The organism is Devosia sp. ZW T5_3 (assembly GCF_044987315.1).
GTDB lineage: Bacteria > Pseudomonadota > Alphaproteobacteria > Rhizobiales > Devosiaceae > Devosia.
In genome coordinates, this window is record NZ_JBJDRE010000028.1 from 1 (window position 1) to 21,432 (window position 21,432).

Here is a 21,432-nt window from a genome sequence, read left to right on the forward strand (position 1 = left end):
CGGCCTGGGCGGGGGGATGGGCGGTAGCCCGTTTGGCCGGGGTGGCGGCGGTATCCGCATTCCCACCGGCGGGCGTTCGGGCGGCGGCATTGGCGGGGTGATCGGCATTGTCGTCATTCTGGGGATTATCTGGTTTGCCACGGGGCAGAACCCGATCGATATTCTGACCGGCGGCAGCTCGGGCGTGCCGACGCAATCGGCGGCGCCATCTTCGTCGTCATTGCCCACTAGCGGGCAGGAAGACGATCTGCGCGACTTTGTCGGCGTGGTGGTCAAGGAAACCGAGGATTTGTGGACCGAAGTGTTCGCCGCGTCCAACCAGCAGTATCCGGCGCCCGCCGTGGTGCTGTTTACGGGCCAGGTCAATACGGCCTGTGGTGGCGCCGATGCGCGGACCGGGCCGTTTTATTGCCCGGAGGACCGCAAGGTCTATATCGATCTGAGCTTCTACGACCAGCTGCGTGACCAGTTCGGCGCGCCGGGCGATTTCGCGCAGGCCTATGTGCTGGCCCATGAAGTGGGCCACCATATCCAGAACATTACCGGGGTGCTGCCCGAGTTCAACCGCCGCCGGCAGAGCATGAGCCAGACCGACGCCAATGCCTATTCAATCCGCATCGAATTGCAGGCCGATTGCTATGCCGGGGTGTGGGCCAATTACGCCGGGCAGCAGAATATCGTCGAGCAGGGGGACTTCGAGGAAGCGCTGAACGCGGCCGACCAGATCGGCGACGATACGCTGCAAAAGCGCATGCAGGGCTTTGCCGTGCCCAAGACCTTCAACCATGGCACGTCGGCGCAGCGCAAGACGTGGTTCGAGCGGGGATATCAGTCGGGCAATCCGAGCGATTGCGATACGTTCTCGGGGAATGTGTAGGGCGCAAGCGCCTAGCTGATCGCGATGACGATCTTGCCGTGGCCGTGGCCGGTTTCGAGCTCGTTATGGGCGTCCACAATCTGCTCCATCGGATAGGTGCGGCGGACCTGGGGCTTGAGCTGGCCGCTGGCGGCGAGGGCGAATAGCTTGGCGATGCGGGCGCCGCTGCGGGTGCCCTCGATGCCGCGAATACCCAGGGCCTTGGCGCGCGGATCGGCAATCGAGGTGATCCGATCGAGGGGGGCGCCCAGCGTCATGGAGAGATCGAGCGCTTCTCCGCCGGCGCAATCGAGCACGGCGGTGACGCCATTGGGCGCGGCTGCGGCGAGGCGCTGGGCGAGGCCCTCGCCATAGGGCAGGGCGATCATGCCAAGCGAACGCAGGTAATCCTGATTGGCGGGGCTTGCCGTGCCGATAACGGTGGCGCCGCGCAGGCGGGCGAGCTGGCCGGCAAAGGAGCCGACGCCGCCGGCTGCGCCATTGATCAGGAAGATATCGCCGGGGCCGATCGCGAGCGCATCCATTGCGGCATCGGCCGTCTGGGCGGTGCCGCCCATGGTGGCGGCCTCGGCAAAGCCGAGTTCGGCGGGGATAAGGGCAATGTCGGTGGCGGCGACGGTGATGTAATCGGCAACCGCGCCAAAGGTGCGGCGGCCGGCGACGCGGTCGCCAATGGCAAAGCCGGCGGCGTCTGGGCCGAGGGCATCGACCACGCCGGCGAATTCATTGCCGGTGGTGAGCGGCAGGCTCATGCCGGGCGGCAGGGGCATATGGCCCAGGCGGGCGCGGCGATCGAAGGGCTGAATGGCCGCTGCCTTGATACGCACCCGCACCTCGCCCGAGGCGGGCTCGGGCGTGGGGATGTCGTCGATGGAGAGGACTTCAGGACCGCCGAAGGTCGCAAAACGAGCGGCGCGCATGGGATGCTCCGTACTTGTATCAGCCCGCAGTCTGGGGGAATTCGGCCCGTTGTTCCAGACCATTTTCGGGCTGCTAGAGCGGGTGCTCCATCCAGAGATTGGGCTCGAGGCAGACACCGAGATCGGCAGCCAGATCGATGTCGAGCGGGGCAAGGGCGTCGGGAATGGCGTAGCGTCCGCTGGCCGGAAATTTCAGGCCAGTCCAACGCTGCCACTGGGCCAGTGTGCCGGTGATGGTCTGCGACGCCATGGCGGGGCCGATCACATGGGCGCCCAGCGCCTCGTGGGTGCGCAGCCACGGATCGAACGCGGTGCCGTCGTCACGCCGCCAGGCGCAATAGGTGGCAAAATCCTGCAGGGGGTAGAGCGCCTTCAGGGTCGGACGGACCGGCGCCACCATGCTGGTGAGGCCTGCAGCGCGGGCGGGAGGCTTCATGGCTTGAAGCAGGCGTTGCGCAAGGCCAGTGCCGCGCTGGCTGGGAAGCACGGCTGCGGATAGGGCCGAAAGCGCGTTGGTGGCGCTGCCGGCGCTGGCTGCCAGCACGCCTTGTTCGAGGACCCAGTCCCAGCCGGTATCGGGCAAGGCTTCGCCGCGCAAAAAGGGTACGCTATTGGCGAGGCCCACGACTTCGCCGCTCGTGTCGTCCACGGCAATGGTCTGGAAAGCCGCAAGGTCTGGTCCGTAGAGCGAGGACCAATAAGAACGCAACGCGGCCGTAGTCAGCCATTCCGGCCACAACGAGCTGCCCATGGCCTCGGCGGTATCGACGAGGTCAGGGCGATCCTTGGCTGAGAACAGCGAAATGGCCATGGATCAGGCGGCAGTTTGCGGGAATTCCGGCTGCTGTTCCAGGCCCTTTTGGGCGCGGACGTGGTTGAGGAAGCGCGTGAAGAGGTAGTGGCTGTCGCGGGGGCCGGGGCTGGCTTCGGGGTGGTATTGCACCGAGAAGATGGGCTTGCCATCGACCGAAAGACCGGCATTGGACTGGTCGAACAGCGAGATATGGGTCTCGGTGACGCCGGCGGGCAGGCTCGCTTTGTCCACAGCAAAGCCGTGGTTCATCGAGGTGATCTCGACCTTGCCGGTGGTCAGGTCCTTGACCGGGTGATTGGCGCCGTGATGGCCCTGATGCATCTTGGAGGTGGTGCCGCCCAGGGCAAGGCCGAGCAGCTGATGGCCCAGGCAGATGCCGAAGACCGGCTTGCCGGTTTCCATCAGCTTCTGGATGGTGGGGACGGCATATTTGCCGGTCGCGGCCGGATCGCCAGGGCCGTTGGACAAGAAAATGCCATCGGGATTGTGCGAGAGTACATCGGCGGCGGTGGCGGTGGCCGGAACCACAGTGACGCGGGCGCCCTGATCGGCCAGGCACCGCAGGATATTGCGCTTGGCGCCGTAATCGATGGCGACGACGTGGAAATCGGGCTTGTCGAGCTTGCCGTAGCCCTCGTTCCATTTCCAGCCGGTCTGGTCCCAGTGATAAGTCTGGGCGGTGGTGACTTCCTTGGCGAGGTCGAGCCCTTCAAGGCCGGGGAAGGCGTTGAGTTCGGCCAGAATGGAGGGCTCGTCGAAATAGCCGTCTTCGGCATGGGCGATGACGCCATTGGGCATGCCATGTTCGCGGATCTGTGCGGTCAGGGCGCGGGTGTCGATGCCGGTAATGCCGATGATGTTGCGCTTCTTGAGCCAGGCATCGAGCTTTTCGGCGGCACGGTAATTGGACGGGTTGGTGATGTCAGCCTTGAGCACGACGCCGCGGACGCCGGACAGGGCGGCCATATTGACCGTCTCGATGTCTTCGTCATTGGTGCCCACATTGCCGATATGGGGGAAGGTGAAGGTGATGATCTGGCCCGCATAGGAGGGGTCGGTCAGCACTTCCTGATAGCCCGTCATGGCGGTGTTGAAGCAGACTTCGCCCGCGGCGTGTCCGACAGCGCCGATACCGCGGCCTTCCAGACGCGTTCCGTCTGCCAGGATCAAAAGTGCGGTCGCGGGGGATTGCTGCCAGCCGGTCACGGTGGGCCTCCAAGGTCAGGTTTCGTGGTCGCGCGAGACATCCGCCAAAGTTGGGTAACTTTTCCGGGCTGCGCTTAATGATGTCGATTGAGGCCTCGTATTAGAAGCCCAAGCGCGGCAGCGCAAGTGGCGCGAGGCGCTTATTGTGCCTATATGGGCCACGAAAAACGCATAGCAAGAGGACCAAAACCCATGCGCGAAGAGATCAGCGAAGGACTCAAGACCGCTCTCAAGGCGCGCGATCTGCGGCGGACGGCGACGCTGCGCGCCATCAATGCGGCGATCAAGGACAAGGATATCGCCATCCGGCAGGAGAATCGCGGGCCGGCGACGAATGAGGAAATCCTGTCCATCGTACAAAAGATGGTGAAGCAGCGCGAAGAGAGCTTTGCCATTTATGCGCAGGCCGGACGCAGCGACCTGGCAACAGTGGAAAAGGAAGAGATCGACATCCTCAACGAGTTCCTGCCCAAGGGGCTGAGCGAGGACGAAGTGGACGCGGCCATTCAGGCGGCGATCGCGGCAACGGGTGCGGTGGGTGCCAAGGACATGGGCAAGGTGATTGCGCAGCTCAAGGCGGATTATCCGGGGCGGATCGATTTTGGCCGGGCGAGTGGGAAGGTGAAGGCGGCGCTGAGCGTTTAGGGGGCTTCCGAGACCGCGACTTTTACTGTGATGAGTAAGTCCTCCTAGTAGACCTCATCCTGAGCTTATCGAAGGACGAGGTCGTGGCACCCTGGCCTCCACTCGCTCGACCTCGTGGTTCGACAAGCTCACCATGAGGTCTTTGGGAATACTAAACGGAGGTTCCCGCTTTCGCGGGAATGACATCGTGGTGGGGGAGAATGGTGGTTGCGGGGGGCAGTGCCCCTTACGCCACCAGTCTGGGGCCGGGGGCGTGGATGCGGTTGCGGCCGGCCGATTTGGCTTTGTAGAGGGCTGCGTCGGCGTCGCGGAGCAGGGTTTCGAAACTGTCGCCGTCGACCCCGCTGATAGCGACGCCGGCGCTGACCGTGGCTTCGATGGCGATGCCGGCCAGTTCCTGCGCAGCGCGGATTCGTTCGGCCACGGCGGCGGCCGAGCGTTGCGGCAGGCCGGTGAGCACCACGCAGAATTCCTCGCCACCCAGCCGGGCGGCAGCGTCGGTGGGGCGGATGCCGTCGCGGATCAAGGCGGCGAAATCCTGCAGGACGCAATCGCCCACCGCGTGGCCGAGGCGGTCGTTGATGGCTTTGAAGTGATCGAGATCGAACATGATGACGGCGGCGCCCGGCTCGAGCCGGCTGGTGCCATGAGCATCGAACAGGGCACGGCGGTTGAGCAGGCCGGTCAGCGCGTCGGTCATCGCCTCGCTGCGATGCTGGCGCGCCGCGCGGGAATGGTTGAGCGTCAGCGACAGCGCGCCAATGCCGGTGAGCCCGACTATGGCCATGATAGAATTGATACCCTCGGCCCAGTTTTCCGGGCGGGCGGTGAGCACGAATTGGCCATTGACCAGCAGGACCAGGCCGCAGAGCGCGAAGGAGAGCGCCGTGACGGCGTAGAGCGCTGCATTGAGGGCCAGCGGCAAGGGCGCTTCCTTGCGGCCGAGCCAATATTCATAGGCGGAAAGCGTCAGGAGCTGGGCAATGCCGAAATTGGCAGTGGCGGTGGCGATGCCGGAATAGTTCAGCGCAAAGATGATGCTGGTGACGCCAATGGTGGACGAGCCCAGGGCGAAGACTTTGGGGATGGAAATCGTGCCGGTGCGGAACTGGACGGCGCCGGCATAGATGAAGGTGAAGCCAGCCATGAGCAGGGCAAAGGACATGAGCTGCACGGCCGGTATATATTGGTCGAGCATGCTATAGGCGATGACCCCGAAGACGATCAAAGCCATGCCGATGGACCAGCTCAGCAAATAGCTGTCCTTGCGCGAGACCATCCAGCTGACCAGCAGGGTGACCGTGAGCGCCGCGCTGGAAAAGCCGATGGCCGTCAGGAAAGAAATCTGATCGAGAATCATCGACGCGTCCCAAACCGTCCGGCCACTTGTACCGGTTTGGCGCGACTATGCCGCCGACAGGATTAAGGTATGGTCACCAGAGGGTTATCGGTCCTAGAGGCCGGGGCCTTGCCAGGCGCCGGCGCCCGATGGTGGGGCGGGACATTTGAAGGGCAGGAACGTGCTGGCCGTGCCGGCATTCATCAGGGCGAGGGTCAACGCGTTGGCAATCTCGATTTCCTGGTTCGAGCGCGGGCAGATGTCGGCCGGCGTGGTGCAGCCACCGGCAATGAAATTCTCGTTGCCCGCAATGAAGGCATAGTTCATCTGCTCGCTGCCATGGGACTCCAAAGCCTGCGCCCAGGCCGCCTCATAGGCACGGCATTTCTGCTCGACCCAGCCGGTTTGCTCCTGTCCCATGGCGGGCGCCATCATTCCGGCAAGGCAGATGGCCAGAACTGTCGCAGATGTTCGCATCAGTCAGGTTCCCGCCGGGATGGGCGGGGTGGTGCCGGCGCGCAGTTCCCAGGCATAGGAAAAGACGGCGACCAGGACGGCCAATAGCAGGGCGACCGTGCCGATCAGCGGCAGGTTCTGATAACCGAAGCCGTTTTCGAGCAGGGTGGCGCCCAGTATGGCGGCAATGGCGATGCCGATATTGAAGCCGGTGGGAATGAGCGCGGAGGCCAGGTTTGGTGCGTCGGCGGCCCAGGCGAGCACGCGCGACTGCACCGGGGAGCCGAAGGCGAAGTTCACCCCGCCCCAGGCGATAACGGCAATAGCCATGACGATGGGGAAGGGGCTGACGAAATGCAGCGTGGTGAACATCGCCGCCTGCAGACCCAGGATGACGATGAGCGAGGGCATCAACTTCCAATCGGCGAGGCGCCCGCCGATGAACACGCCAATGGTGGAGCCCACGCCATAGAGCAGCAGCACCCAGGGCAGGACGGCCTGATCGAGCCCGGTAACCTCGAGCAGGAGCGGGGCGATGTAGGTGAAAAGGCTATATTGGCCGATCATCACCAGGATGACGATGAGCAGGGAGGTGACGATCTGCTGACGGCCCAGCGCCTTGAATTCGCGCATGAAACTGCCGCTGGTGGCGGTATTGCCGGCCTTGGCAGGCAGGAAGAGTGCGGTGACTATGGTGGCGATGAGACCCAGGGCGCCCACTGCCCAGAAGGTGGCGCGCCAGCCAAAGGCATTGCCAATCGCGGTGCCGCCGGGCACGCCCAGAATGTTGGAGACGGTGAGACCCGAGAGGATCAGCGCCACGGCAAAGCCGCGCTTGTCGTCGGGCACGAGATTGACCGCGACGATGGCGGCGATGCCGAAATAGGTGCCGTGCACGACCGAGACCAGCACGCGTGCCACCATCAGTAGCTCGAAACTGGGCGCGATGGCGCAGAGCGCCTGGCCCAGCGTAAAGACGCTGCCGAGCAGGATGATCAGCGTTTTGCGCGAGAGTTTCTTGGTGGCGACGGCCAGGAGCGGGCCGCCAATGGCGATGCCGATGGCGTAACCGGTGACCAGATAGCCGGCGATGGGAATGGTGACGCCCAGGCCGCTCGCTACTTCGGGCAAGACGCCCGCAATGACGAATTCGGCCGTGCCGAATGCGAAAGCGGCAAGGAACAGGGCAATAAGGGGCAGGGACATGACTCAAACCGCCGCAGCGGGCCTCGATTGAGCTGGGCAGAAACCACAGCATGGGTGCGCGGGCAACCGACAAAATGCGGGGCGGGGTTTAGTTTTTGTGGGGAGGGCATCGGAGGAAGGGAAGCGGAAGTTCCCGCCTGCGCGGGAATGACCCGGTGGGTGAGGAGTGCGATGCGCGACGTCGAACGGTCTATTGATCGGCGCTAGTCGTAACCTGATGATCGCGCTAGACTTCCGGTGGGACAAGGCGGGCGAGTCCGCTGGTTGGAGGTTGCGATGACGGTTTCGGCTGATACGAAAAGACGGTTTGCCTTTGCGACGGGTTTGCGCGGCTTGCTCATGCTGCTGGCGGGGCTTTATGCGATCATCTGGCCGGCGCAGGCGCTGACCGTGCTGGTGCTGGCGGGCGGTATTCTGTTGATCATCGATGGCGCGCTGGGGCTGTGGAGCCTGACCTTTGGCGGCGGCAAGAGCGGTAATTACTGGTTCGATGTGGTGGCCAATGCGCTGTCGTTGATCCTGGGCGTGCTGATCCTGATCAGCCCGCTGATCGCGACCATCCTGACCGTGACCTTCATGTCGACGCTGGTGGGCATCGCCGCGCTGGTGGTGGGCGTGATGCAAATCGTGGTGGTGACGCGCGAGCGCGAGCTTTATGCGCGGATCTGGCCGGTGGTGCTGTCGGGCGCGTCCTATGTGCTGCTCGGGCTGGTGTTCCTGTTTTTCCCGCTGCTCAGCGCCTCGATCGGGGTGATCCTGGGCGGGGTCTTGCTGGTGTTCTTCTCGTTCGGCCTGTTTGGCTGGGCGTGGCGGCTGTACCAGCGCAGCAAAACTGCTTAGGCCCTAACGGGCTAGCGCCCGTTCGGCCAGGGTTTCGCGTTCCAGCTCGGCGTTGATGGTGGCGCCGAGCACGACGATGAGCGCGGAATTATACATCCAGAGCAGTAGCACGATGGCGGTGGCCAGCGAGCCGAAGCTGGCTTCGAAATTGCCTATGCGTTCGACATAGAACGAGAAGAGCGCGCAGACGGCGAGCCAGAGCAGGGTGGCGATGATGGCACCGGGCCAGATCCAGCGGCCCCGCTTGGCGCGCCGATCGGGCGCGAAGCGGTAAAACGCGGCGATCAGCAGCACGCCGAAAACCAGCAGCACCGGCCAGCGCAGCAAGAGCAGCAGCATCTGATTGGTGCCCAGCCAGGGCAGCGCGCCGAATACCGCCGGCACGATGGCGACCAGCGCCAGCACGACGATCATGGCCACGCCTGCCAGCAATGTGGTGAGCATGGAGATGGCGATGGTGGCGACGAGGCCACGCTTTTCCGGCTCGGCACGGGCGCGGGAGGTGGCGAACATCAAGGCGGCGACGCCGCGTGAGCCGCTCCAGATGGCGATGCTGAGCGAGAGCAACAGGCCCAGGCCCAGGCCGGCACGTGGCTGTTCCAGCAATACGACCAATTGGCCGGCCAAGACCTGCAAGGCGACCTCGGGGACTAGGCCTTCGAGCCGATCGACCATGTTGGCGAGGAAGACCGGCTGGGCGAACAGGCCGATCAGCAGCACCAGTGTGGCAACAGCGGGAAACAGCGACAGGAAGCCGAAATAGGCCACCCCGGCGCAGCGCATCGAGGTATCCATCTGGGTCATGGACTTGATGGTGCGCCAGATGACGCGGCGCCAGCGGCGGCGATAATTCTTGGGGAGCGGCTTGGTGATGGTTTCGGCGATGGTCGCGGTCATGCTGGCTCAACGTGGCCAGCGGCTCGCGGTTGCCGCTCAGCGATAGATCACGGCAATGCCGGCAACGCTGTCGTCCTGGCGGTAGATCTGCGCACCGGGCGGAATGGTGAGGGTGATACTGGTGGGGCCAGTCCAGCGTGGGGCGAGGTCGGCGGTGGCGCCGATGGAGAGGAAGCTGGCGGCATCGTCGGGTAGACTATCGCCATTGGGAATGAGCGCGGCCTGGGTATTGAAGCCGGTGGTGGCGCCGCAATCGCGGGAGAAGATGACCAGATCAAAGTTGCTGTCGGGGGAGGGCAGGCGCGCGTGCTGTGTCGTTTGGCAGGAAGGCAGCAGGCTCGACGCATACCAGAGCAAGCCGCCGACCAGCAGGGCCGGGATGGTGGTGAGGGCGAGCAGGGTGCGGAGCGGGAATTTGTTATTGGGGGCCAAGGGGTGGTACCGAAGGTCTGATTGGGTGCGATCCGGTGCATGATATCGAACTCGGCTCGCGTCGTCGTGCGTGGTGTGAGGCTCACTTGACTCGGCTGACATGTCATGAGTACATAACGTGAACATGTGGCGGGCGGGGGATCATGGTCGGGTTGGGTTGGCGTCGCGCTTTGGTTCGCCTGGCTACTATGCTAGTTGTCATCGCAGTCGTTTCCGGCTGCGTCGCGGCCCGTGCGCCAGTGGTATTGATGGCTTCGTTCGATGCCCAAGCCGCTTCATTCATCAATGCCAGCGGGCGGGCCAAAGTCAGCGGACAAGCCTTTGTGCGTCGTAACAATGGCAAGCTATTGCGCGCCGTGGGCACGGATGTGTTCCTCATTCCGCGGACAGCCTATGCGGACGAGCGCATCGTGGCGCTGTACGGCAATCGCAACCAGTTGCGCTGGGGTGTGCGGGCGCCTGACGCCGATCCGCTTTATGAGCAATATATGCGCAAGACTGTCGCCAGCTCGGGCGGGTCGTTCAGTTTTGACCATGTGGCGGACGGGGAATATTACGTCGTCGCGATGATCCACCTGCCCAGCGAGGTGTCGTTTAACCAGTTTCCCATCCTCGAACGGGTCAATGTTCAAGGTGGCAAAAGCGTGCGGCTGGTGATGCGGGGATATTAGTTCGGGAACGGCTATGGCGTCTTCGTCCGGCGCGTGGATAAGGGGGATAAGCCGGACCGGTGGGATGACTTGGCGTGAGGAAATGCCTACTTACTCCTGATGCGCTTTTCCGATCAGTTCCTCGATGAGATCCGCCAACGCCTGCCGATTACGCAGGTGGTGGGCGAGTATGTCATGTGGGACAAGCGCAAGAGCCAGCCGGGCAAGGGGGACATGTGGGCCTGTTGTCCCTTCCATGGCGAGAAGAGCCCCAGTTTTCATGCCGATGACCGGCGCGGCATCTATCATTGCTTTGGCTGCGGGGTATCGGGCGATCATTTTCGTTTCCTGATCGAAAAGGCCGGGATGAGCTTTCCCGAGGCGGTGGAAAAGCTCGCCGGAATGGCCGGCGTGCCCATGCCCGCCCGCGACGAGCGGCAGGAAAAACGCGAGGCCGAGCGCAAGAGCCTGACCGATGTGATGGAGCTGGCCACGAAATATTTCGAGGCGGCGCTGGCGCACAATATCGGGGCGCGGGCGCGGGGCTATCTGCTCGAGCGCGGGGTTTCGGCGCAGAGCCAGACGCGGTTCCGCATCGGTTTTGCGCCCGACAGCCGCAACGGGCTCAAGGAACATCTGGCGGCCAATGGCGTATCGGCGCAGGACATGATCGACACCGGCATGGTGGCGACGCGTGAGGGCGATCCGCTGCCCTATGACCGGTTCCGCAATCGCGTGATGTTCCCGATCATGGATTTCCGCGGCCGGGTGATTGCGTTTGGCGGCCGGGCGCTATCGGCGGACGTGCCGGCAAAGTATCTCAACTCGCCCGAAACCGAACTCTTTCACAAGCGGCAGACGCTCTACAATGGCCAGACGGCCCGGCAGGCGGCGCGCGATGGCAAGACGGTGATCGTTGTCGAAGGCTATCTCGACGTGATTGCGGCGGTGTCGGCAGGGTTTGAAGGCACGGTAGCGCCGCTTGGTACGGCGCTGACCGAAGAACATCTGCAATTGCTGTGGCGCATGAGCGATGTGCCGGTGCTGTGCTTTGACGGCGACAAGGCGGGGCTGAAGGCGGCGGAGCGGGCGGCCGATATCGTGATGCCGCATCTCAAACCCGGGCAGACGGTCAAGATCGCGACCTTGCCCGAGGGGCTGGACCCCGACGATCTGATCAAGGCGCAGGGACGGCAGGCTTTTGCCGATGTGATTGATCGGGCGCGCAGCTTGTCGGACGTGATCTGGAGCATGGAAACGGGTGGCCTCGTGCCAGAGGCGCCCGAAGAACGCGCGGCTTTGCAGGCGCGGCTGCGCGAGCGGGCCAATTCGATCCAGGACAGCTCGGTGCGCTTTCACTATGCCCAGGCGTTCGACGAAAAGCTCAAGGCGTTTTTCACGCCGTCGCGGCAGGGGCGGTTCGAGCCGCGTGGTGGACGGCCGGCCTATGGGCAGGGCCGCAATTATGGGCAGAGCGGGGCCTATGGCTATCCAGGCCGGGGCACGCCGCGACTGGTCGTGTCGGACACGTTGCGCAATTCGCGGCTGCTGAAGCCAGGTGCGGGGCCGGATGCGACGCCGCGCGAGGCGGCGATCATATTGAGTCTGGTCAATCATCCCGGATTGGTCGACGACAAGTTCGAAACTCTGGCGGCGCTGGATTTTGACACGCCTGCCGCGCAAAAAGTGATGGGTGAGATTTTGAGCCTTGTGGTGCGCCATCACGACATATCTTCAGATGACCTGCGAGCGGCATTAGGCGTGCGGGGCCATGGACCTGCGCTGGATCGGATGGCCGAATTATTGCGCGCCCAGGGGGTGTGGCAAATCTCTTCGGAGATCGCGCAAGTAGACACCGAGATCGGATTGAGTCACGCGCTGGCCTTGCATAACAAGAAAGTTCAGCTAAATAGGGAACTCAAGGCAGCCGAAGCGGCGCTGGGCGAAGACCCGAGCGAAGAAACCTTTGAAAGGCTGCGGGACATCAAGAACCAAATTACGACTGTCGATGGCACAGAGGCATTGATCGAAGGGTTTGGCTCGTTATCGGGGCGCGCGACACGCAGTTTTTAGAGGCAACTCTGAAAACCGGCGAGTTCGCGCGATTTTGCGTATGGCACTACGCAAGGTTTTTCGACGCGAGCCGGGTATTCAGGCGAAAGTTAACGCTTGGGTTACCAAACCTTTACCTTGCCTTGAGGTGTCACCACTTAAAGCCTTAGCGGAACCCGGGCGCTGACGGGTCCCGACGGAGTACCAGATGGCCACCAAGGCAGCTACCAAGACCACCAAGGAAACCGAGAAGCCGGAAGCCGGCGCCCCAGAGGCGACGAACGACAGCCCGCTACTCGACCTTTCCGATGCCGCCGTAAAAAAGCTGATCAAGGTCGCCAAGAAGCGCGGCTACGTCACCTATGAAGAACTGAACGCGGTCATGCCATCGGAGGAAGTGTCCTCCGAGCAGATCGAGGACTTCATGTCCATGTTCTCGGACATGGGCATCAATGTCGTGGATGAAGACGAGGTCGAAGAGACCGAAGTCGAAAAAGACGAGGAAGACCAGGGCCAGGAAGTGGCCACCTCCTCTTCCAGCACGGCCGTTTCCACCACCTCGAACACCAAGGCCGGCGCCGACCGCACCGATGATCCGGTGCGCATGTATCTGCGCGAAATGGGCTCGGTGGAACTGCTCAGCCGCGAGGGCGAAATCGCCATCGCCAAACGCATCGAGGCCGGTCGCGAGACCATGATCGAAGGCCTGTGCGAGAGCCCGCTGACCTTCCAGGCCATCATCATCTGGCGCGAACAGCTCGCCCAGGGCGAAATCCTGCTGCGCGACATTATCGATCTCGAAGCCACCTATGCCGGCCCCGACGCCAAGCAGGCGGCGCCCGATATGTCGCAGGCCTATCTGCAGCCCAAGCCGGAAGTCGTGGCCGAAAAGCCCAAACCGGCTCCGGCACCCAAGCGCGCGTCGTCCGGGGAGGATGACGACTACGTGCCCGAGGAGCCGCAGGCCCCGCAGGACCCGGTCGAGGAAGAAGACGACGAGTTCGAGAACGCGCTGTCGCTGTCGGCCATGGAAGCCGAGCTCAAGCCGCAGGTGGTGGAGACCTTCGATCGCATCGCCAATGCCTATGGGCAGATGCGCGAAATTCAGGACCGGCATGCCGAAGACCGCAGTGCCACGGTGTCCGATGCCGACCGCAAGAAGATCGAAGCGTTCCGCGGCGAAGTGATTGCCGATGTGAAGTCTCTGTCGCTCAATGCCGGCCGTATCGAAAACCTGGTCGAGCAGCTCTACGACATCAACAAGCGCCTGGTGAAGCTGGAAGGGCGCCTGCTGCGCCTGGCCGAAAGCTATGGCGTCAAGCGCGAGAAGTTCCTCGAGAACTATTACGGCCAGGAAGTGAACCCGGCTTGGGAAACCGAGCTTGCCAGCTTCGAAGGCAAGGGCTGGGCGGAATTTGCCAAGCGCGAAGCCGACACGATCCACGAAATCCGTGGTGACGTCGCGACGCTGGCGACCGAAGCGGGCCTCAATATCGGCGAATATCGCCGCATCGTGCACAAGGTGCAAAAGGGCGAGCGCGAAGCTGCCATCGCCAAGAAGGAAATGGTGGAAGCCAACCTTCGCCTCGTGATCTCGATTGCCAAGAAGTACACCAACCGTGGCCTGCAATTCCTCGATCTGATCCAGGAAGGCAATATCGGGCTGATGAAGGCCGTCGATAAGTTTGAATATCGCCGCGGCTACAAGTTCTCGACCTATGCGACCTGGTGGATCCGCCAGGCGATCACTCGTTCGATCGCCGATCAGGCGCGCACCATCCGTATTCCGGTGCATATGATCGAGACGATCAACAAGATCGTCCGGACCAGCCGCCAGATGCTGCATGAAATCGGTCGCGAGCCGACGCCAGAGGAGCTCAGCGAAAAGCTGCAGATGCCTTTGGACAAGGTCCGCAAGGTGCTCAAGATCGCCAAGGAACCGATCAGCCTCGAAACGCCCATCGGCGACGAGGAAGATTCCAACCTGGGTGATTTCATCCAGGACGTGAACGCGATCCAGCCCATCGACGCGGCGATCCAGTCCAACCTGCGCGAGACCACGACCCGCGTGCTGGCGTCGCTGACGCCGCGCGAGGAACGCGTGTTGCGCATGCGCTTCGGCATCGGCATGAACACCGATCACACGCTCGAGGAAGTCGGCCAGCAGTTCTCGGTGACCCGCGAACGTATCCGGCAGATCGAGGCCAAGGCCCTGCGCAAGCTCAAGCACCCCAGCAGGAGCCGCAAGCTGCGGAGCTTCTTGGATAACTAAGCCTTTGGCAGAAGGAGCGAACGATGAAAATCAAGATCATCGTCCACGAAGCTGAGGAAGGTGGGTTTTGGGCGGAAGTGCCGGCCATTCCCGGTTGCGTGAGCCAAGGCGAAACGCTTGAGGAACTGGACGACAATATCCGGGAAGCCATCGTTGGCTGCCTGGCTGTCGATCCTGAAACGACAACGGACGGTTTCGAGCGTGAGCTGGACATCGCCGTATGAGATCAATCTCCGGCCGCGAATTTGCGCGCATGATCGAGCGCCGCGGCTGGACCCTGCTTCGGATCAATGGCAGCCATCATATCTATGGGCTGGCTGGAAGTCCGGTGCGCATATCGCTGCCCATTCACGGCAACACACCACTCAAGGCCGGCTTGCTTCGGCACCTGGCAAAACTGGCGGGTATTGCCGATGACGAGCTTAGATAGCAAACCTCGCCTCAAGATCACCTCCATCCGTGCCATTGTGCCGTTCAAGCTGGTGGTGAGCTTTTCCGATGGGTCGAGCGGCACGTTTGATGCTGCGAGCATGATCGGGGAGCGCGGCGAGGGGACGGAGCCTTTGCGGGAGCGGCGGTTTTTTGGCATGGTCGAGCTGGCCAATGGCGTGCCGACCTGGCCGAACCATTTCGATATTTCCCCGCTCTGGCTGCGCGAGGAAATGGAAAAGCGCGGCGAGTTGATATTGCCTTTGCCGGTGCGGCGCAGGCGTTAGGTTGGTTACACAACCCACAGACAAGAATAGGGAGAGCCCGGTATGTCGTTTTTGAAGAAGCTTTTCGGTGGTGGCAGCAGCAGCGAGGGCGCACCGGCCGGCGACAAGGTGCTGGGCGAAGAGGGCTATAAGGACTTTCTGATCAAGGCCATCGAAATGCGGGCGGGCAGCGAGTTGCAGCTGGCCGGGATCATCGAAAAGAGCGTTGGCGGCGAGCTCAAGACCTACCGCTTCGTGCGGGCCGACCGCATGAGTTCCAAGGATGACCTGGTGGCACTGGCCTTCAACAAGGGCCGGCAGATCATCGACGAGCAGGGTGAGCGCATCTTCAGCTAGGACGTGAATCTCAACACACCCTTGCCACCGACATAAACAAGTTTTTAACGGGCGGCCCGCCATTTCGGCGATGGCCGCGCGTTTGCTTTCAGGAGTTACAATCATGGCCAAGAAGCCAACCGCGCGTAATGAATTCGTGATGTTCGATGTCGTCTATGAAGACGGCAGCCAGCGTTCCAACCGCAAGGTGGATGCCAATCTGCTGGGTGGGCTGGATGGCGACGAACCGGCTCGTTCCGCCATTATGGAGCAGGATCGGGCGATCTCGGAAAAGTCGGGCCTGCCGCCATTGCAGATCAAGTCGATCAAGCGCTCGGGTAAGTAGTGTTCGGCAGGGTCTTGCTCGTGGTGGTCGGGGGTGCGCTGATGAGCGCGCCGGCCCCCGCATTGGCCGTGTCCGACTTTTGGCAGGCGAAAGCCGAACCTGACGGCTCGATGCGCTATGCCTGCGGGGAGACCTGCGCCCAGACGCAGTTGATTTGCCTGCATGAGATCGTGCCGAACCGCGAGCCGGTTCCCATTGAAGAGATGGCCGACGAGGCAATCGTGCCGTGGGGCCAGATGGATTTTTCCTTGCTGGCCCGGATTTCCAGCGACCGCGCGGGGCTGAGCGGGGCGGAAAAAATCGTCGATGGCGAGCGGTCCGATGGGCCGGCCATCGTGCCTTTTGGCGGGGCCGATTGGGTCCTGGCGCATTATCAGATGCAGGCCAAGGCCGGTACGCTGGCCGCCGACCTGATGCTGTGGCCAGACGCTAAGGGCGTGGCCATGCTGCGGTGCAGCTATAATGCCGGGCTTGATGACGAGGGCTCGACTTTGGCGATCAGGCAATTGGCTGAAAGCCTTCGTCTGACGCCATAGATGTAGAATTCTAGCCGACGGCCGCCTTGGAGGCGCGTTCGGGACGGCGGACCGCGCGGAGTTTGCCGCTGCTGCCGCCGCCGCAGAAGAAGCGGTCGGCGCCATCGGATTCAAGGCCGGAAACACCTATGCCGTCTGGCATTTCGAGAATTTCCAGTACTTCGCCGGTTTGCCGGTCAATGTGGCGCAACTCGCTTTTGTCGTCCTGCCAGGTGGCGTGCCAGAGTTCGCCATCGGCCCAGGTGACGCCGGTGACGAAGCGGTTGGATTCGATGGTGCGCAGGACGGTGCCGGTTTCCGGGTCGATCTGGTGGATCTTGCGGCCGCGATATTCCCCAACCCAGAGTGTGCCTTCGGCCCAGGCCAGGCCGGAATCGTGACCGCCGCCCGGCGCCGGAATGGAGGCGAGAACGCGGCCAGTGGCAGGATCGATCTTGTCGATGCGGTTTTCGGCAACCTGGAAGATATGCTGGCCATCGAAGGCGGTTCCGGCATAGGCGTCAGCGCCGATCGAGCGGACCGGGGCGCCGCTATCGGGATTGACGGCATTGATCTTGTCACCCGAGGCGAACCAGACGTTTTGGCCGTCAAAGGTTACGCCGTTGACGTCATTGATGCCCGGATAGGGGCCGTACTCGCTCAGGATTTCGGCGGTAGAGGTTTTCATGATGTTGTCTCATTGCGTTGTGCCTGATCAAACCTAGCCGCCGGGCAGCGGGCCTGGGAGTAACAAGATTGTCGGGAAACCGGGAATGGATGGCGTGATCCAGCGTAGCGCCCGGCCGCGGCCGAATGATTGTACTTTGCCGGCCGCCGCCAGTTCTTCAAGCGCGCGCTGCACGGTGCGGGCACTGGCGCCGAGCGCTATCGCCAGGGCGGAACTGGACCAGGCCTCGCCATCGGCAAGCAAAGCGAGGATTGCGGCGTGGCGCTCTTCGAGGGGCGGCGCCAGCAGGATGACATCGCGCTTTTGCGCCGGCTTCAGCAGGAAGCCGTTTTTGGTCGCGATCACACCGGCCAAGGGGCGGAGCAGGGCGCGCAGGCGGCCGATTTCGACCCGCAAGCGGGCGCGGTGAGATCCATCGGCGTGCCTTGCGCCAAAGGCGCGGATGAGCAGCACGTCCCGGGCGACATCGTGCGGCCAGGCCTCGGCGAGGGTGCGGGCCAGCGCGAAGAGCACCGGGCGGGTGGCAAGAGAAATCACACTCTGCGGGCCGCGTACTGCGTTGCGGCTGGCGTCGACGATCAAGGCATCCGAGGCCAGCAGGGCCTCGATTTCATCGATGCGGAGGATGCGCTGCTCGTTGTGGGTAATCAGGCGGGCGGCTGGAGCGTCCAGCATGGCGGAGGCGTTGTCGACTTCCGCCAGGAGCGCTGCAATGCCTGACTGACGGGCGGCAAGATAGGCGCGGGCCAGGACGGCACGTGCTGCGGCCGCCTGAAGGCGGCGCATGGCGATGCCGGCGATGATCATTTCGTGGGCGGCGATGAGGGCGGGCGGCAGTGGCGCGGGAGCAAGGGAGCCCAGTTGGCGTTCGGCATCGTCCAGGCGGCCGAGCAGGAGCAGGCGGCGCACCTCGAGGTGGAGGGCGTGGGTGGCATTGATGTGGTCGCCGCGGGCCTCGAGCGTGGTGCGGGCTTTGGCGAGGGTGGCTTCGGGCCAACCCAGATCGCGTGATACGAAGGCGATTTCGGCTTCGGCGACGGTGCAGCGGGCCCGAGCGATGGCTTCGCCGGGACCGAAGGCACGGGCCGCGCTTTTCAGCAGCGTTTTGGCGCGGGGAAAGTCGCCCAATTGCGCCATGGCGATGCCGCGCAGCGCCAGCGCCGGGGCGTCATCGCGCAGGGCGACGCGCTTGAGCGCACCCAGGATGTCACCGGTCGCCAGCGCTCGCGCGGCGGCTGCAATCAGGGCGTCCATTGAAATCCCGCCACACTTGTAACTCCCACCTCTGGTCGTTCCGATCCTAGCCTTGTCGCATCGAAACGGCCAAGCACAGGAGAATTGCCATGCCGGATATTCTGCACAGGATTGGTATCAAGTCGGCTTCCACCCAGGAAGCCTATGCGGCGCTCAACACTATTGAGGGCCTTGCCGGCTGGTGGACGGGCGACACGCAGGGGCAGACCGAAATCGGGGGCGAATTGCGGTTCCGCTTCGGCGCCTCGGGCGGCTTCGACATGAAGGTGCTCGAGCTCGAACCAGGCAAGCGGCTGCTGTGGGAGGTGATCGACGGGCCGGCCGAGTGGATCGGCACCAGGATCAGTTTCGATCTCAAGCAGGAGGACGACTACGCCATCGTGCTGTTCAAGCATATGGGCTGGAAGGAGCCAGTGGAGTTCATGCACCACTGCAGCACCAAGTGGGGAAGCTTCCTGATGAGCCTCAAGGCCCTGATCGAGACGGGCAAGGGCCAGCCCCATCCCGATGACGTGCTGATCGACAATTGGAAGTAACCCCAACCGGGAGATGAAAGATGATTCCCGCACCATTCCATTTCGAGAATATTACCCGCGAGGCCTGCATCCACCCCGATGTGGAGGCTGAAATAGCGGCGGCGCGCCGCCGGGAGGGCGATAAGTATGGCCCTACGGGGCAGCATCCCATGGTGGCGCTGGTCCGGCGACTATTGCCGGAGCCACGGGCGCGGCATGACTGGTCTGGCACACCCGCCGAGTAGGTTGGGGCATATGAACCGGGGGTATCGTGTATGCGGAAGCATACCCTATCTCGCTTCCCTCCCCGCAGGGCAGTGTTCACTCTGGACGCGTTCAAGAATGCGGTGTCATTCCCGCGAAAGCGGGAACCTCCGTTCCGGGATGCGGGCCTAAGCAAACAGAGGTTCCCGCTTTCGCGGGAATGACATCGTGGGTGGTACGAGTCCAAGATGAACACTCCCCCGCACAGGGGGGCAGATCGGGCCCTCCGAATGTCGGTTCAGCTCTTGCCCAGCGCCTTGTCCACTGCCGGCTTCACCACCGTTCCGTACAGTTCAATCGCTTTCATGACCTTGTCGTGGGGCAGGGTGCCGACGCTGAATTGCAGGCCGAAGCGGTCGTGTTTGAACCATTCGTGCTGCATCAGGATCTTGTCGATGACTTCCTGCGGCGAGCCCATGAAATAGGCGCCGTTGGGGGTGGCACCGGCGTCGAACTGGGCGCGGGTGGTGGGTGGCCAGCCGCGTTCCTTGCCGATGCGGCTCATGGCTTCGCTATGGGCTGGGAAGGCGATGTCGCGGGCGTCCTGGCTGTCGGCGGCGATGAATCCATGCGAGCTGATGCCGACGGGCAGGGATTTGGGATCGTGGCCGGTCTTTTCGGCGGTTTCGCGATAGAAGTCCACCAAGGGGGCGAACTGGCGCGGCTGGCCGCCGATGATAGCGATCATCAGGGGCAGGCCATAATAGGCGGCGCGGGCCACCGAATTGGGCGTGCCGCCGACGGCGATCCAGAGCGGGAGCGGTTGCTGGACCGGCACGGGATAGATGGCGATGCCGGGAATGGGTTTGGTATGGCCGCTGCCCGGCCAGGTTACCTTGCCGCCTTCGCGAATCTTGAGCAGCATTTCGAGCTTTTCCTCGAACAGCGCGTCGTAATCGTTGAGGTCGAGCCCGAACAGGGGGAAGCTCTCGATGAACGAGCCGCGGCCCGCCATGATCTCGGCGCGGCCATTGCTCAGATTATCCAGCGTGGCGAATTGCTGGTAGACGCGGATGGGGTCTTCGGAGCTCAGCACCGTTACAGCGGTGGAGAGGCGGATCGATTTGGTGCGGGCGGCGGCAGCGGCCAGGATGGTGATCGGCGCCGAGGCGGTGTAATCGGGGCGGTGGTGTTCGCCCAGGCCGTAGAAGGAGAGGCCGAGTTGGTCGGCCAGTTCGATTTCCTCAAGCAGGTCCTTGAGACGCTCGGCGGGACTTTGCAGACGGCCGCCGTTCAGCGGGTCGGGGGTATTTTCGGCGAAGGAATAGAGTCCGAGTTCCATGGTGGCCTCCTGTGTTGGAGCACACATGGCCTGCCATCGTAGCGGGATCAAGAACGCACATGGGTGTAACTGGTGGAGAGGCGGAGGGGCCGGTGTTTGCGGAGGCAGCCCCTCACCCTGATTTTGTGCTGGACGCAGAAAATCTGTCCCTCTCCCACAAGGGGAGAGGGTAAGTGCGGTGGCTGTGAGTTAGACGTTGCTGCCGGACGGAGTATAGGCCCAGGGCGAGGCGGGGGTCTGGACGGGTTCGGGGTCTTTTTCGCCGGCGGCTTTGTGGATTTCGGCGACGAGGGCAGGAGCGAGCTTGAGTTTGCTGGCCAGGGCATCGAGATAGGCGCGCTCGGCGGCGGTGTCGGCCGTGATGGCGATGAGGGAGGCGGCGTAAATTTCGGTGGCGTGCTCGGGCGTATCGGCGCGGGCGGCGACGGCGTTGATGTCGAGGGGACTGGAGAGTTCGTCGAACACCCAGGCCTTTTCTTCGGCGCTGAGGGACATGCCTTCGAGCTTGGTGAAGATGGCTTCCTTTTCATCGGCGTCGATGCGGCCATCGGCCTTGGCGGCAGCGATCATGGCGCGCACCAGGGATTTGCCGAGTTCTTCCTGGGCATTCTGGTCGGTCGGGGCGGGAATGAAGGCATCCTGCGACGGCTGTTGGGCGGGCGCGGCGCCGGGCTGGTTTTGCTGGTAATTCTGCCAAGCCTTGTAGGCGAGGCCGCCAACAGCTGCTACGGCGCCGATCTTGACGGCGTTGCCGGCGAGCTTGCCCAGGCCTCCCCCGCTAAGCAGCATGCCGGCGGCCAGGCCCGCAGCGCCCGTCATGGCGGTGCGCTGGGTGTTCTTGTCGGTCTGGAGGGCTTTGACGATCTGATCGATGTTGAACATTGGCGTTCCCTTGTTGGTGTCTCGGGGACGGAGATGGGCATCGAATGCG

General features: G+C 63.1%; 26 protein-coding genes. 14 read left to right on the forward strand and 12 right to left on the reverse strand.

Features of this window, described 5'->3' with window-relative positions:
- Window positions 1–4: 4 nt before the first annotated feature.
- Complete coding sequence (locus ACI3KW_RS22390) at window positions 5–877, forward strand: neutral zinc metallopeptidase (RefSeq protein WP_404849943.1); 873 nt, start codon at window positions 5–7, stop codon at window positions 875–877.
- Between the two features lie 11 nt (window positions 878–888).
- On the opposite strand, the gene ACI3KW_RS22395 is transcribed toward ACI3KW_RS22390, so the two are convergent.
- From ACI3KW_RS22395 to carA, 3 genes are all read right to left on the reverse strand, one after another.
- A complete protein-coding gene (locus ACI3KW_RS22395; RefSeq protein WP_404849920.1) occupies window positions 889–1,797 on the reverse strand; it encodes an NADP-dependent oxidoreductase in 909 nt (302 codons plus the stop codon).
- A 73-nt stretch (window positions 1,798–1,870) separates the two neighbouring features.
- Window positions 1,871–2,608 (reverse strand): GNAT family N-acetyltransferase, encoded by a 738-nt coding sequence (locus ACI3KW_RS22400; protein ID WP_404849921.1) that lies wholly within the window; start codon window positions 2,606–2,608, stop codon window positions 1,871–1,873.
- Between the two features lie 3 nt (window positions 2,609–2,611).
- Window positions 2,612–3,817 carry a glutamine-hydrolyzing carbamoyl-phosphate synthase small subunit gene (carA, locus tag ACI3KW_RS22405; RefSeq protein ID WP_113123388.1) on the reverse strand — a complete coding sequence of 402 codons (1,206 nt, stop codon included), beginning with the start codon at window positions 3,815–3,817 and terminating at the stop codon, window positions 2,612–2,614.
- Window positions 3,818–4,009: 192 nt separating this feature from the next.
- On the opposite strand from carA, the gene ACI3KW_RS22410 reads away from it, so the two are divergent.
- Window positions 4,010–4,462, forward strand: coding sequence for a GatB/YqeY domain-containing protein (locus tag ACI3KW_RS22410; RefSeq protein ID WP_404849922.1), 453 nt, complete (start codon window positions 4,010–4,012; stop codon window positions 4,460–4,462).
- Window positions 4,463–4,688: 226 nt separating this feature from the next.
- Here the strand turns inward: ACI3KW_RS22410 and ACI3KW_RS22415 are convergent, their stop codons facing one another.
- The 3 genes from ACI3KW_RS22415 to ACI3KW_RS22425 all read right to left on the reverse strand — a co-directional run bounded on the left by ACI3KW_RS22415 (window position 4,689) and on the right by ACI3KW_RS22425 (window position 7,463).
- The gene (locus ACI3KW_RS22415; RefSeq protein WP_404849923.1) at window positions 4,689–5,822 is read right to left on the reverse strand and encodes a diguanylate cyclase; all 1,134 of its coding nucleotides are present in this window, start codon (window positions 5,820–5,822) and stop codon (window positions 4,689–4,691) included.
- Between the two features lie 93 nt (window positions 5,823–5,915).
- Window positions 5,916–6,278: a hypothetical protein gene (locus ACI3KW_RS22420; RefSeq protein WP_404849924.1), complete on the reverse strand. Its 363-nt coding sequence runs from the start codon at window positions 6,276–6,278 to the stop codon at window positions 5,916–5,918.
- A gap of 3 nt (window positions 6,279–6,281) precedes the next feature.
- Window positions 6,282–7,463, reverse strand: coding sequence for an MFS transporter (locus ACI3KW_RS22425; RefSeq protein ID WP_404849925.1), 1,182 nt, complete (start codon window positions 7,461–7,463; stop codon window positions 6,282–6,284).
- Window positions 7,464–7,739: 276 nt separating this feature from the next.
- On the opposite strand from ACI3KW_RS22425, the gene ACI3KW_RS22430 reads away from it, so the two are divergent.
- The gene (locus ACI3KW_RS22430; RefSeq protein ID WP_162740434.1) at window positions 7,740–8,303 is read left to right on the forward strand and encodes a DUF308 domain-containing protein; all 564 of its coding nucleotides are present in this window, start codon (window positions 7,740–7,742) and stop codon (window positions 8,301–8,303) included.
- 3 nt (window positions 8,304–8,306) lie between these two features.
- Here ACI3KW_RS22430 and ACI3KW_RS22435 read toward each other — a convergent pair whose 3' ends face one another.
- Both ACI3KW_RS22435 and ACI3KW_RS22440 read right to left on the reverse strand, forming a co-directional pair.
- A complete protein-coding gene (locus tag ACI3KW_RS22435) occupies window positions 8,307–9,200 on the reverse strand; it encodes a YihY/virulence factor BrkB family protein (RefSeq protein WP_404849926.1) in 894 nt (297 codons plus the stop codon).
- 36 nt (window positions 9,201–9,236) lie between these two features.
- On the reverse strand, window positions 9,237–9,632 hold the full coding sequence (locus ACI3KW_RS22440; RefSeq protein WP_404849927.1) for a hypothetical protein: 396 nt from the start codon (window positions 9,630–9,632) through the stop codon (window positions 9,237–9,239).
- Between the two features lie 248 nt (window positions 9,633–9,880).
- Here ACI3KW_RS22440 and ACI3KW_RS22445 point away from each other — a divergent pair, with 248 nt between their 5' ends.
- From ACI3KW_RS22445 to ACI3KW_RS22485, 9 genes are all read left to right on the forward strand, one after another.
- Window positions 9,881–10,303 carry a hypothetical protein gene (locus tag ACI3KW_RS22445; protein ID WP_404849928.1) on the forward strand — a complete coding sequence of 141 codons (423 nt, stop codon included), beginning with the start codon at window positions 9,881–9,883 and terminating at the stop codon, window positions 10,301–10,303.
- A gap of 99 nt (window positions 10,304–10,402) precedes the next feature.
- Window positions 10,403–12,355 carry a DNA primase gene (dnaG, locus tag ACI3KW_RS22450; protein ID WP_404849929.1) on the forward strand — a complete coding sequence of 651 codons (1,953 nt, stop codon included), beginning with the start codon at window positions 10,403–10,405 and terminating at the stop codon, window positions 12,353–12,355.
- 187 nt (window positions 12,356–12,542) lie between these two features.
- Complete coding sequence (gene rpoD / locus ACI3KW_RS22455) at window positions 12,543–14,606, forward strand: RNA polymerase sigma factor RpoD (RefSeq protein ID WP_113123398.1); 2,064 nt, start codon at window positions 12,543–12,545, stop codon at window positions 14,604–14,606.
- Between the two features lie 23 nt (window positions 14,607–14,629).
- Complete coding sequence (locus tag ACI3KW_RS22460) at window positions 14,630–14,830, forward strand: type II toxin-antitoxin system HicB family antitoxin (RefSeq protein ID WP_035101697.1); 201 nt, start codon at window positions 14,630–14,632, stop codon at window positions 14,828–14,830.
- On the forward strand, window positions 14,827–15,036 hold the full coding sequence (locus ACI3KW_RS22465; protein ID WP_035101694.1) for a type II toxin-antitoxin system HicA family toxin: 210 nt from the start codon (window positions 14,827–14,829) through the stop codon (window positions 15,034–15,036). Before ACI3KW_RS22460 ends, ACI3KW_RS22465 begins: the two co-directional genes overlap by 4 nt.
- Window positions 15,020–15,322 carry a DUF2442 domain-containing protein gene (locus ACI3KW_RS22470; RefSeq protein WP_404849930.1) on the forward strand — a complete coding sequence of 101 codons (303 nt, stop codon included), beginning with the start codon at window positions 15,020–15,022 and terminating at the stop codon, window positions 15,320–15,322. The genes ACI3KW_RS22465 and ACI3KW_RS22470 overlap by 17 nt, the downstream gene beginning before the upstream one ends.
- A 42-nt stretch (window positions 15,323–15,364) precedes the next feature.
- Window positions 15,365–15,658: an HlyU family transcriptional regulator gene (locus tag ACI3KW_RS22475; protein ID WP_404849931.1), complete on the forward strand. Its 294-nt coding sequence runs from the start codon at window positions 15,365–15,367 to the stop codon at window positions 15,656–15,658.
- Between the two features lie 103 nt (window positions 15,659–15,761).
- Complete coding sequence (locus ACI3KW_RS22480; protein ID WP_262166598.1) at window positions 15,762–15,983, forward strand: hypothetical protein; 222 nt, start codon at window positions 15,762–15,764, stop codon at window positions 15,981–15,983.
- Between the two features lie 41 nt (window positions 15,984–16,024).
- A complete protein-coding gene (locus ACI3KW_RS22485) occupies window positions 16,025–16,519 on the forward strand; it encodes a hypothetical protein (protein ID WP_404849932.1) in 495 nt (164 codons plus the stop codon).
- Between the two features lie 10 nt (window positions 16,520–16,529).
- Here ACI3KW_RS22485 and ACI3KW_RS22490 read toward each other — a convergent pair whose 3' ends face one another.
- Window positions 16,530–17,186 carry a DUF5074 domain-containing protein gene (locus ACI3KW_RS22490; protein ID WP_404849933.1) on the reverse strand — a complete coding sequence of 219 codons (657 nt, stop codon included), beginning with the start codon at window positions 17,184–17,186 and terminating at the stop codon, window positions 16,530–16,532.
- A gap of 33 nt (window positions 17,187–17,219) precedes the next feature.
- A complete protein-coding gene (locus ACI3KW_RS22495; RefSeq protein ID WP_404849934.1) occupies window positions 17,220–18,440 on the reverse strand; it encodes a helix-turn-helix domain-containing protein in 1,221 nt (406 codons plus the stop codon).
- A gap of 89 nt (window positions 18,441–18,529) precedes the next feature.
- Between ACI3KW_RS22495 and ACI3KW_RS22500 the strand changes: the two genes are divergently transcribed.
- Window positions 18,530–18,976, forward strand: coding sequence for an SRPBCC domain-containing protein (locus ACI3KW_RS22500; RefSeq protein ID WP_404849935.1), 447 nt, complete (start codon window positions 18,530–18,532; stop codon window positions 18,974–18,976).
- A 20-nt stretch (window positions 18,977–18,996) separates the two neighbouring features.
- On the forward strand, window positions 18,997–19,200 hold the full coding sequence (locus ACI3KW_RS22505) for a hypothetical protein (protein ID WP_404849936.1): 204 nt from the start codon (window positions 18,997–18,999) through the stop codon (window positions 19,198–19,200).
- 257 nt (window positions 19,201–19,457) lie between these two features.
- Here the strand turns inward: ACI3KW_RS22505 and ACI3KW_RS22510 are convergent, their stop codons facing one another.
- Window positions 19,458–20,501 carry an LLM class flavin-dependent oxidoreductase gene (locus tag ACI3KW_RS22510; RefSeq protein WP_404849937.1) on the reverse strand — a complete coding sequence of 348 codons (1,044 nt, stop codon included), beginning with the start codon at window positions 20,499–20,501 and terminating at the stop codon, window positions 19,458–19,460.
- A 189-nt stretch (window positions 20,502–20,690) separates the two neighbouring features.
- Window positions 20,691–21,383: a tellurite resistance TerB family protein gene (locus tag ACI3KW_RS22515; RefSeq protein WP_404849938.1), complete on the reverse strand. Its 693-nt coding sequence runs from the start codon at window positions 21,381–21,383 to the stop codon at window positions 20,691–20,693.
- Between the last annotated feature and the right edge of the window lie 49 nt (window positions 21,384–21,432).

Coding starts and splice junctions, on each gene's coding strand:
- ACI3KW_RS22395 (WP_404849920.1), bottom strand. CDS start 1,797: ATGCGCGCCGCTCGTTTTGCGACCTTCGGCGGTCCTGAAGTCCTCTCC.
- ACI3KW_RS22400 (WP_404849921.1), bottom strand. CDS start 2,608: ATGGCCATTTCGCTGTTCTCAGCCAAGGATCGCCCTGACCTCGTCGAT.
- ACI3KW_RS22410 (WP_404849922.1), top strand. CDS start 4,010: ATGCGCGAAGAGATCAGCGAAGGACTCAAGACCGCTCTCAAGGCGCGC.
- ACI3KW_RS22415 (WP_404849923.1), bottom strand. CDS start 5,822: ATGATTCTCGATCAGATTTCTTTCCTGACGGCCATCGGCTTTTCCAGC.
- ACI3KW_RS22420 (WP_404849924.1), bottom strand. CDS start 6,278: ATGCGAACATCTGCGACAGTTCTGGCCATCTGCCTTGCCGGAATGATG.
- ACI3KW_RS22425 (WP_404849925.1), bottom strand. CDS start 7,463: ATGTCCCTGCCCCTTATTGCCCTGTTCCTTGCCGCTTTCGCATTCGGC.
- ACI3KW_RS22430 (WP_162740434.1), top strand. CDS start 7,740: ATGACGGTTTCGGCTGATACGAAAAGACGGTTTGCCTTTGCGACGGGT.
- ACI3KW_RS22435 (WP_404849926.1), bottom strand. CDS start 9,200: ATGACCGCGACCATCGCCGAAACCATCACCAAGCCGCTCCCCAAGAAT.
- ACI3KW_RS22445 (WP_404849928.1), top strand. CDS start 9,881: ATGGCTTCGTTCGATGCCCAAGCCGCTTCATTCATCAATGCCAGCGGG.
- dnaG (WP_404849929.1), top strand. CDS start 10,403: ATGCGCTTTTCCGATCAGTTCCTCGATGAGATCCGCCAACGCCTGCCG.
- rpoD (WP_113123398.1), top strand. CDS start 12,543: ATGGCCACCAAGGCAGCTACCAAGACCACCAAGGAAACCGAGAAGCCG.
- ACI3KW_RS22460 (WP_035101697.1), top strand. CDS start 14,630: ATGAAAATCAAGATCATCGTCCACGAAGCTGAGGAAGGTGGGTTTTGG.
- ACI3KW_RS22465 (WP_035101694.1), top strand. CDS start 14,827: ATGAGATCAATCTCCGGCCGCGAATTTGCGCGCATGATCGAGCGCCGC.
- ACI3KW_RS22470 (WP_404849930.1), top strand. CDS start 15,020: ATGACGAGCTTAGATAGCAAACCTCGCCTCAAGATCACCTCCATCCGT.
- ACI3KW_RS22475 (WP_404849931.1), top strand. CDS start 15,365: ATGTCGTTTTTGAAGAAGCTTTTCGGTGGTGGCAGCAGCAGCGAGGGC.
- ACI3KW_RS22480 (WP_262166598.1), top strand. CDS start 15,762: ATGGCCAAGAAGCCAACCGCGCGTAATGAATTCGTGATGTTCGATGTC.
- ACI3KW_RS22485 (WP_404849932.1), top strand. CDS start 16,025: ATGAGCGCGCCGGCCCCCGCATTGGCCGTGTCCGACTTTTGGCAGGCG.
- ACI3KW_RS22490 (WP_404849933.1), bottom strand. CDS start 17,186: ATGAAAACCTCTACCGCCGAAATCCTGAGCGAGTACGGCCCCTATCCG.
- ACI3KW_RS22495 (WP_404849934.1), bottom strand. CDS start 18,440: ATGGACGCCCTGATTGCAGCCGCCGCGCGAGCGCTGGCGACCGGTGAC.
- ACI3KW_RS22500 (WP_404849935.1), top strand. CDS start 18,530: ATGCCGGATATTCTGCACAGGATTGGTATCAAGTCGGCTTCCACCCAG.
- ACI3KW_RS22505 (WP_404849936.1), top strand. CDS start 18,997: ATGATTCCCGCACCATTCCATTTCGAGAATATTACCCGCGAGGCCTGC.
- ACI3KW_RS22510 (WP_404849937.1), bottom strand. CDS start 20,501: ATGGAACTCGGACTCTATTCCTTCGCCGAAAATACCCCCGACCCGCTG.
- ACI3KW_RS22515 (WP_404849938.1), bottom strand. CDS start 21,383: ATGTTCAACATCGATCAGATCGTCAAAGCCCTCCAGACCGACAAGAAC.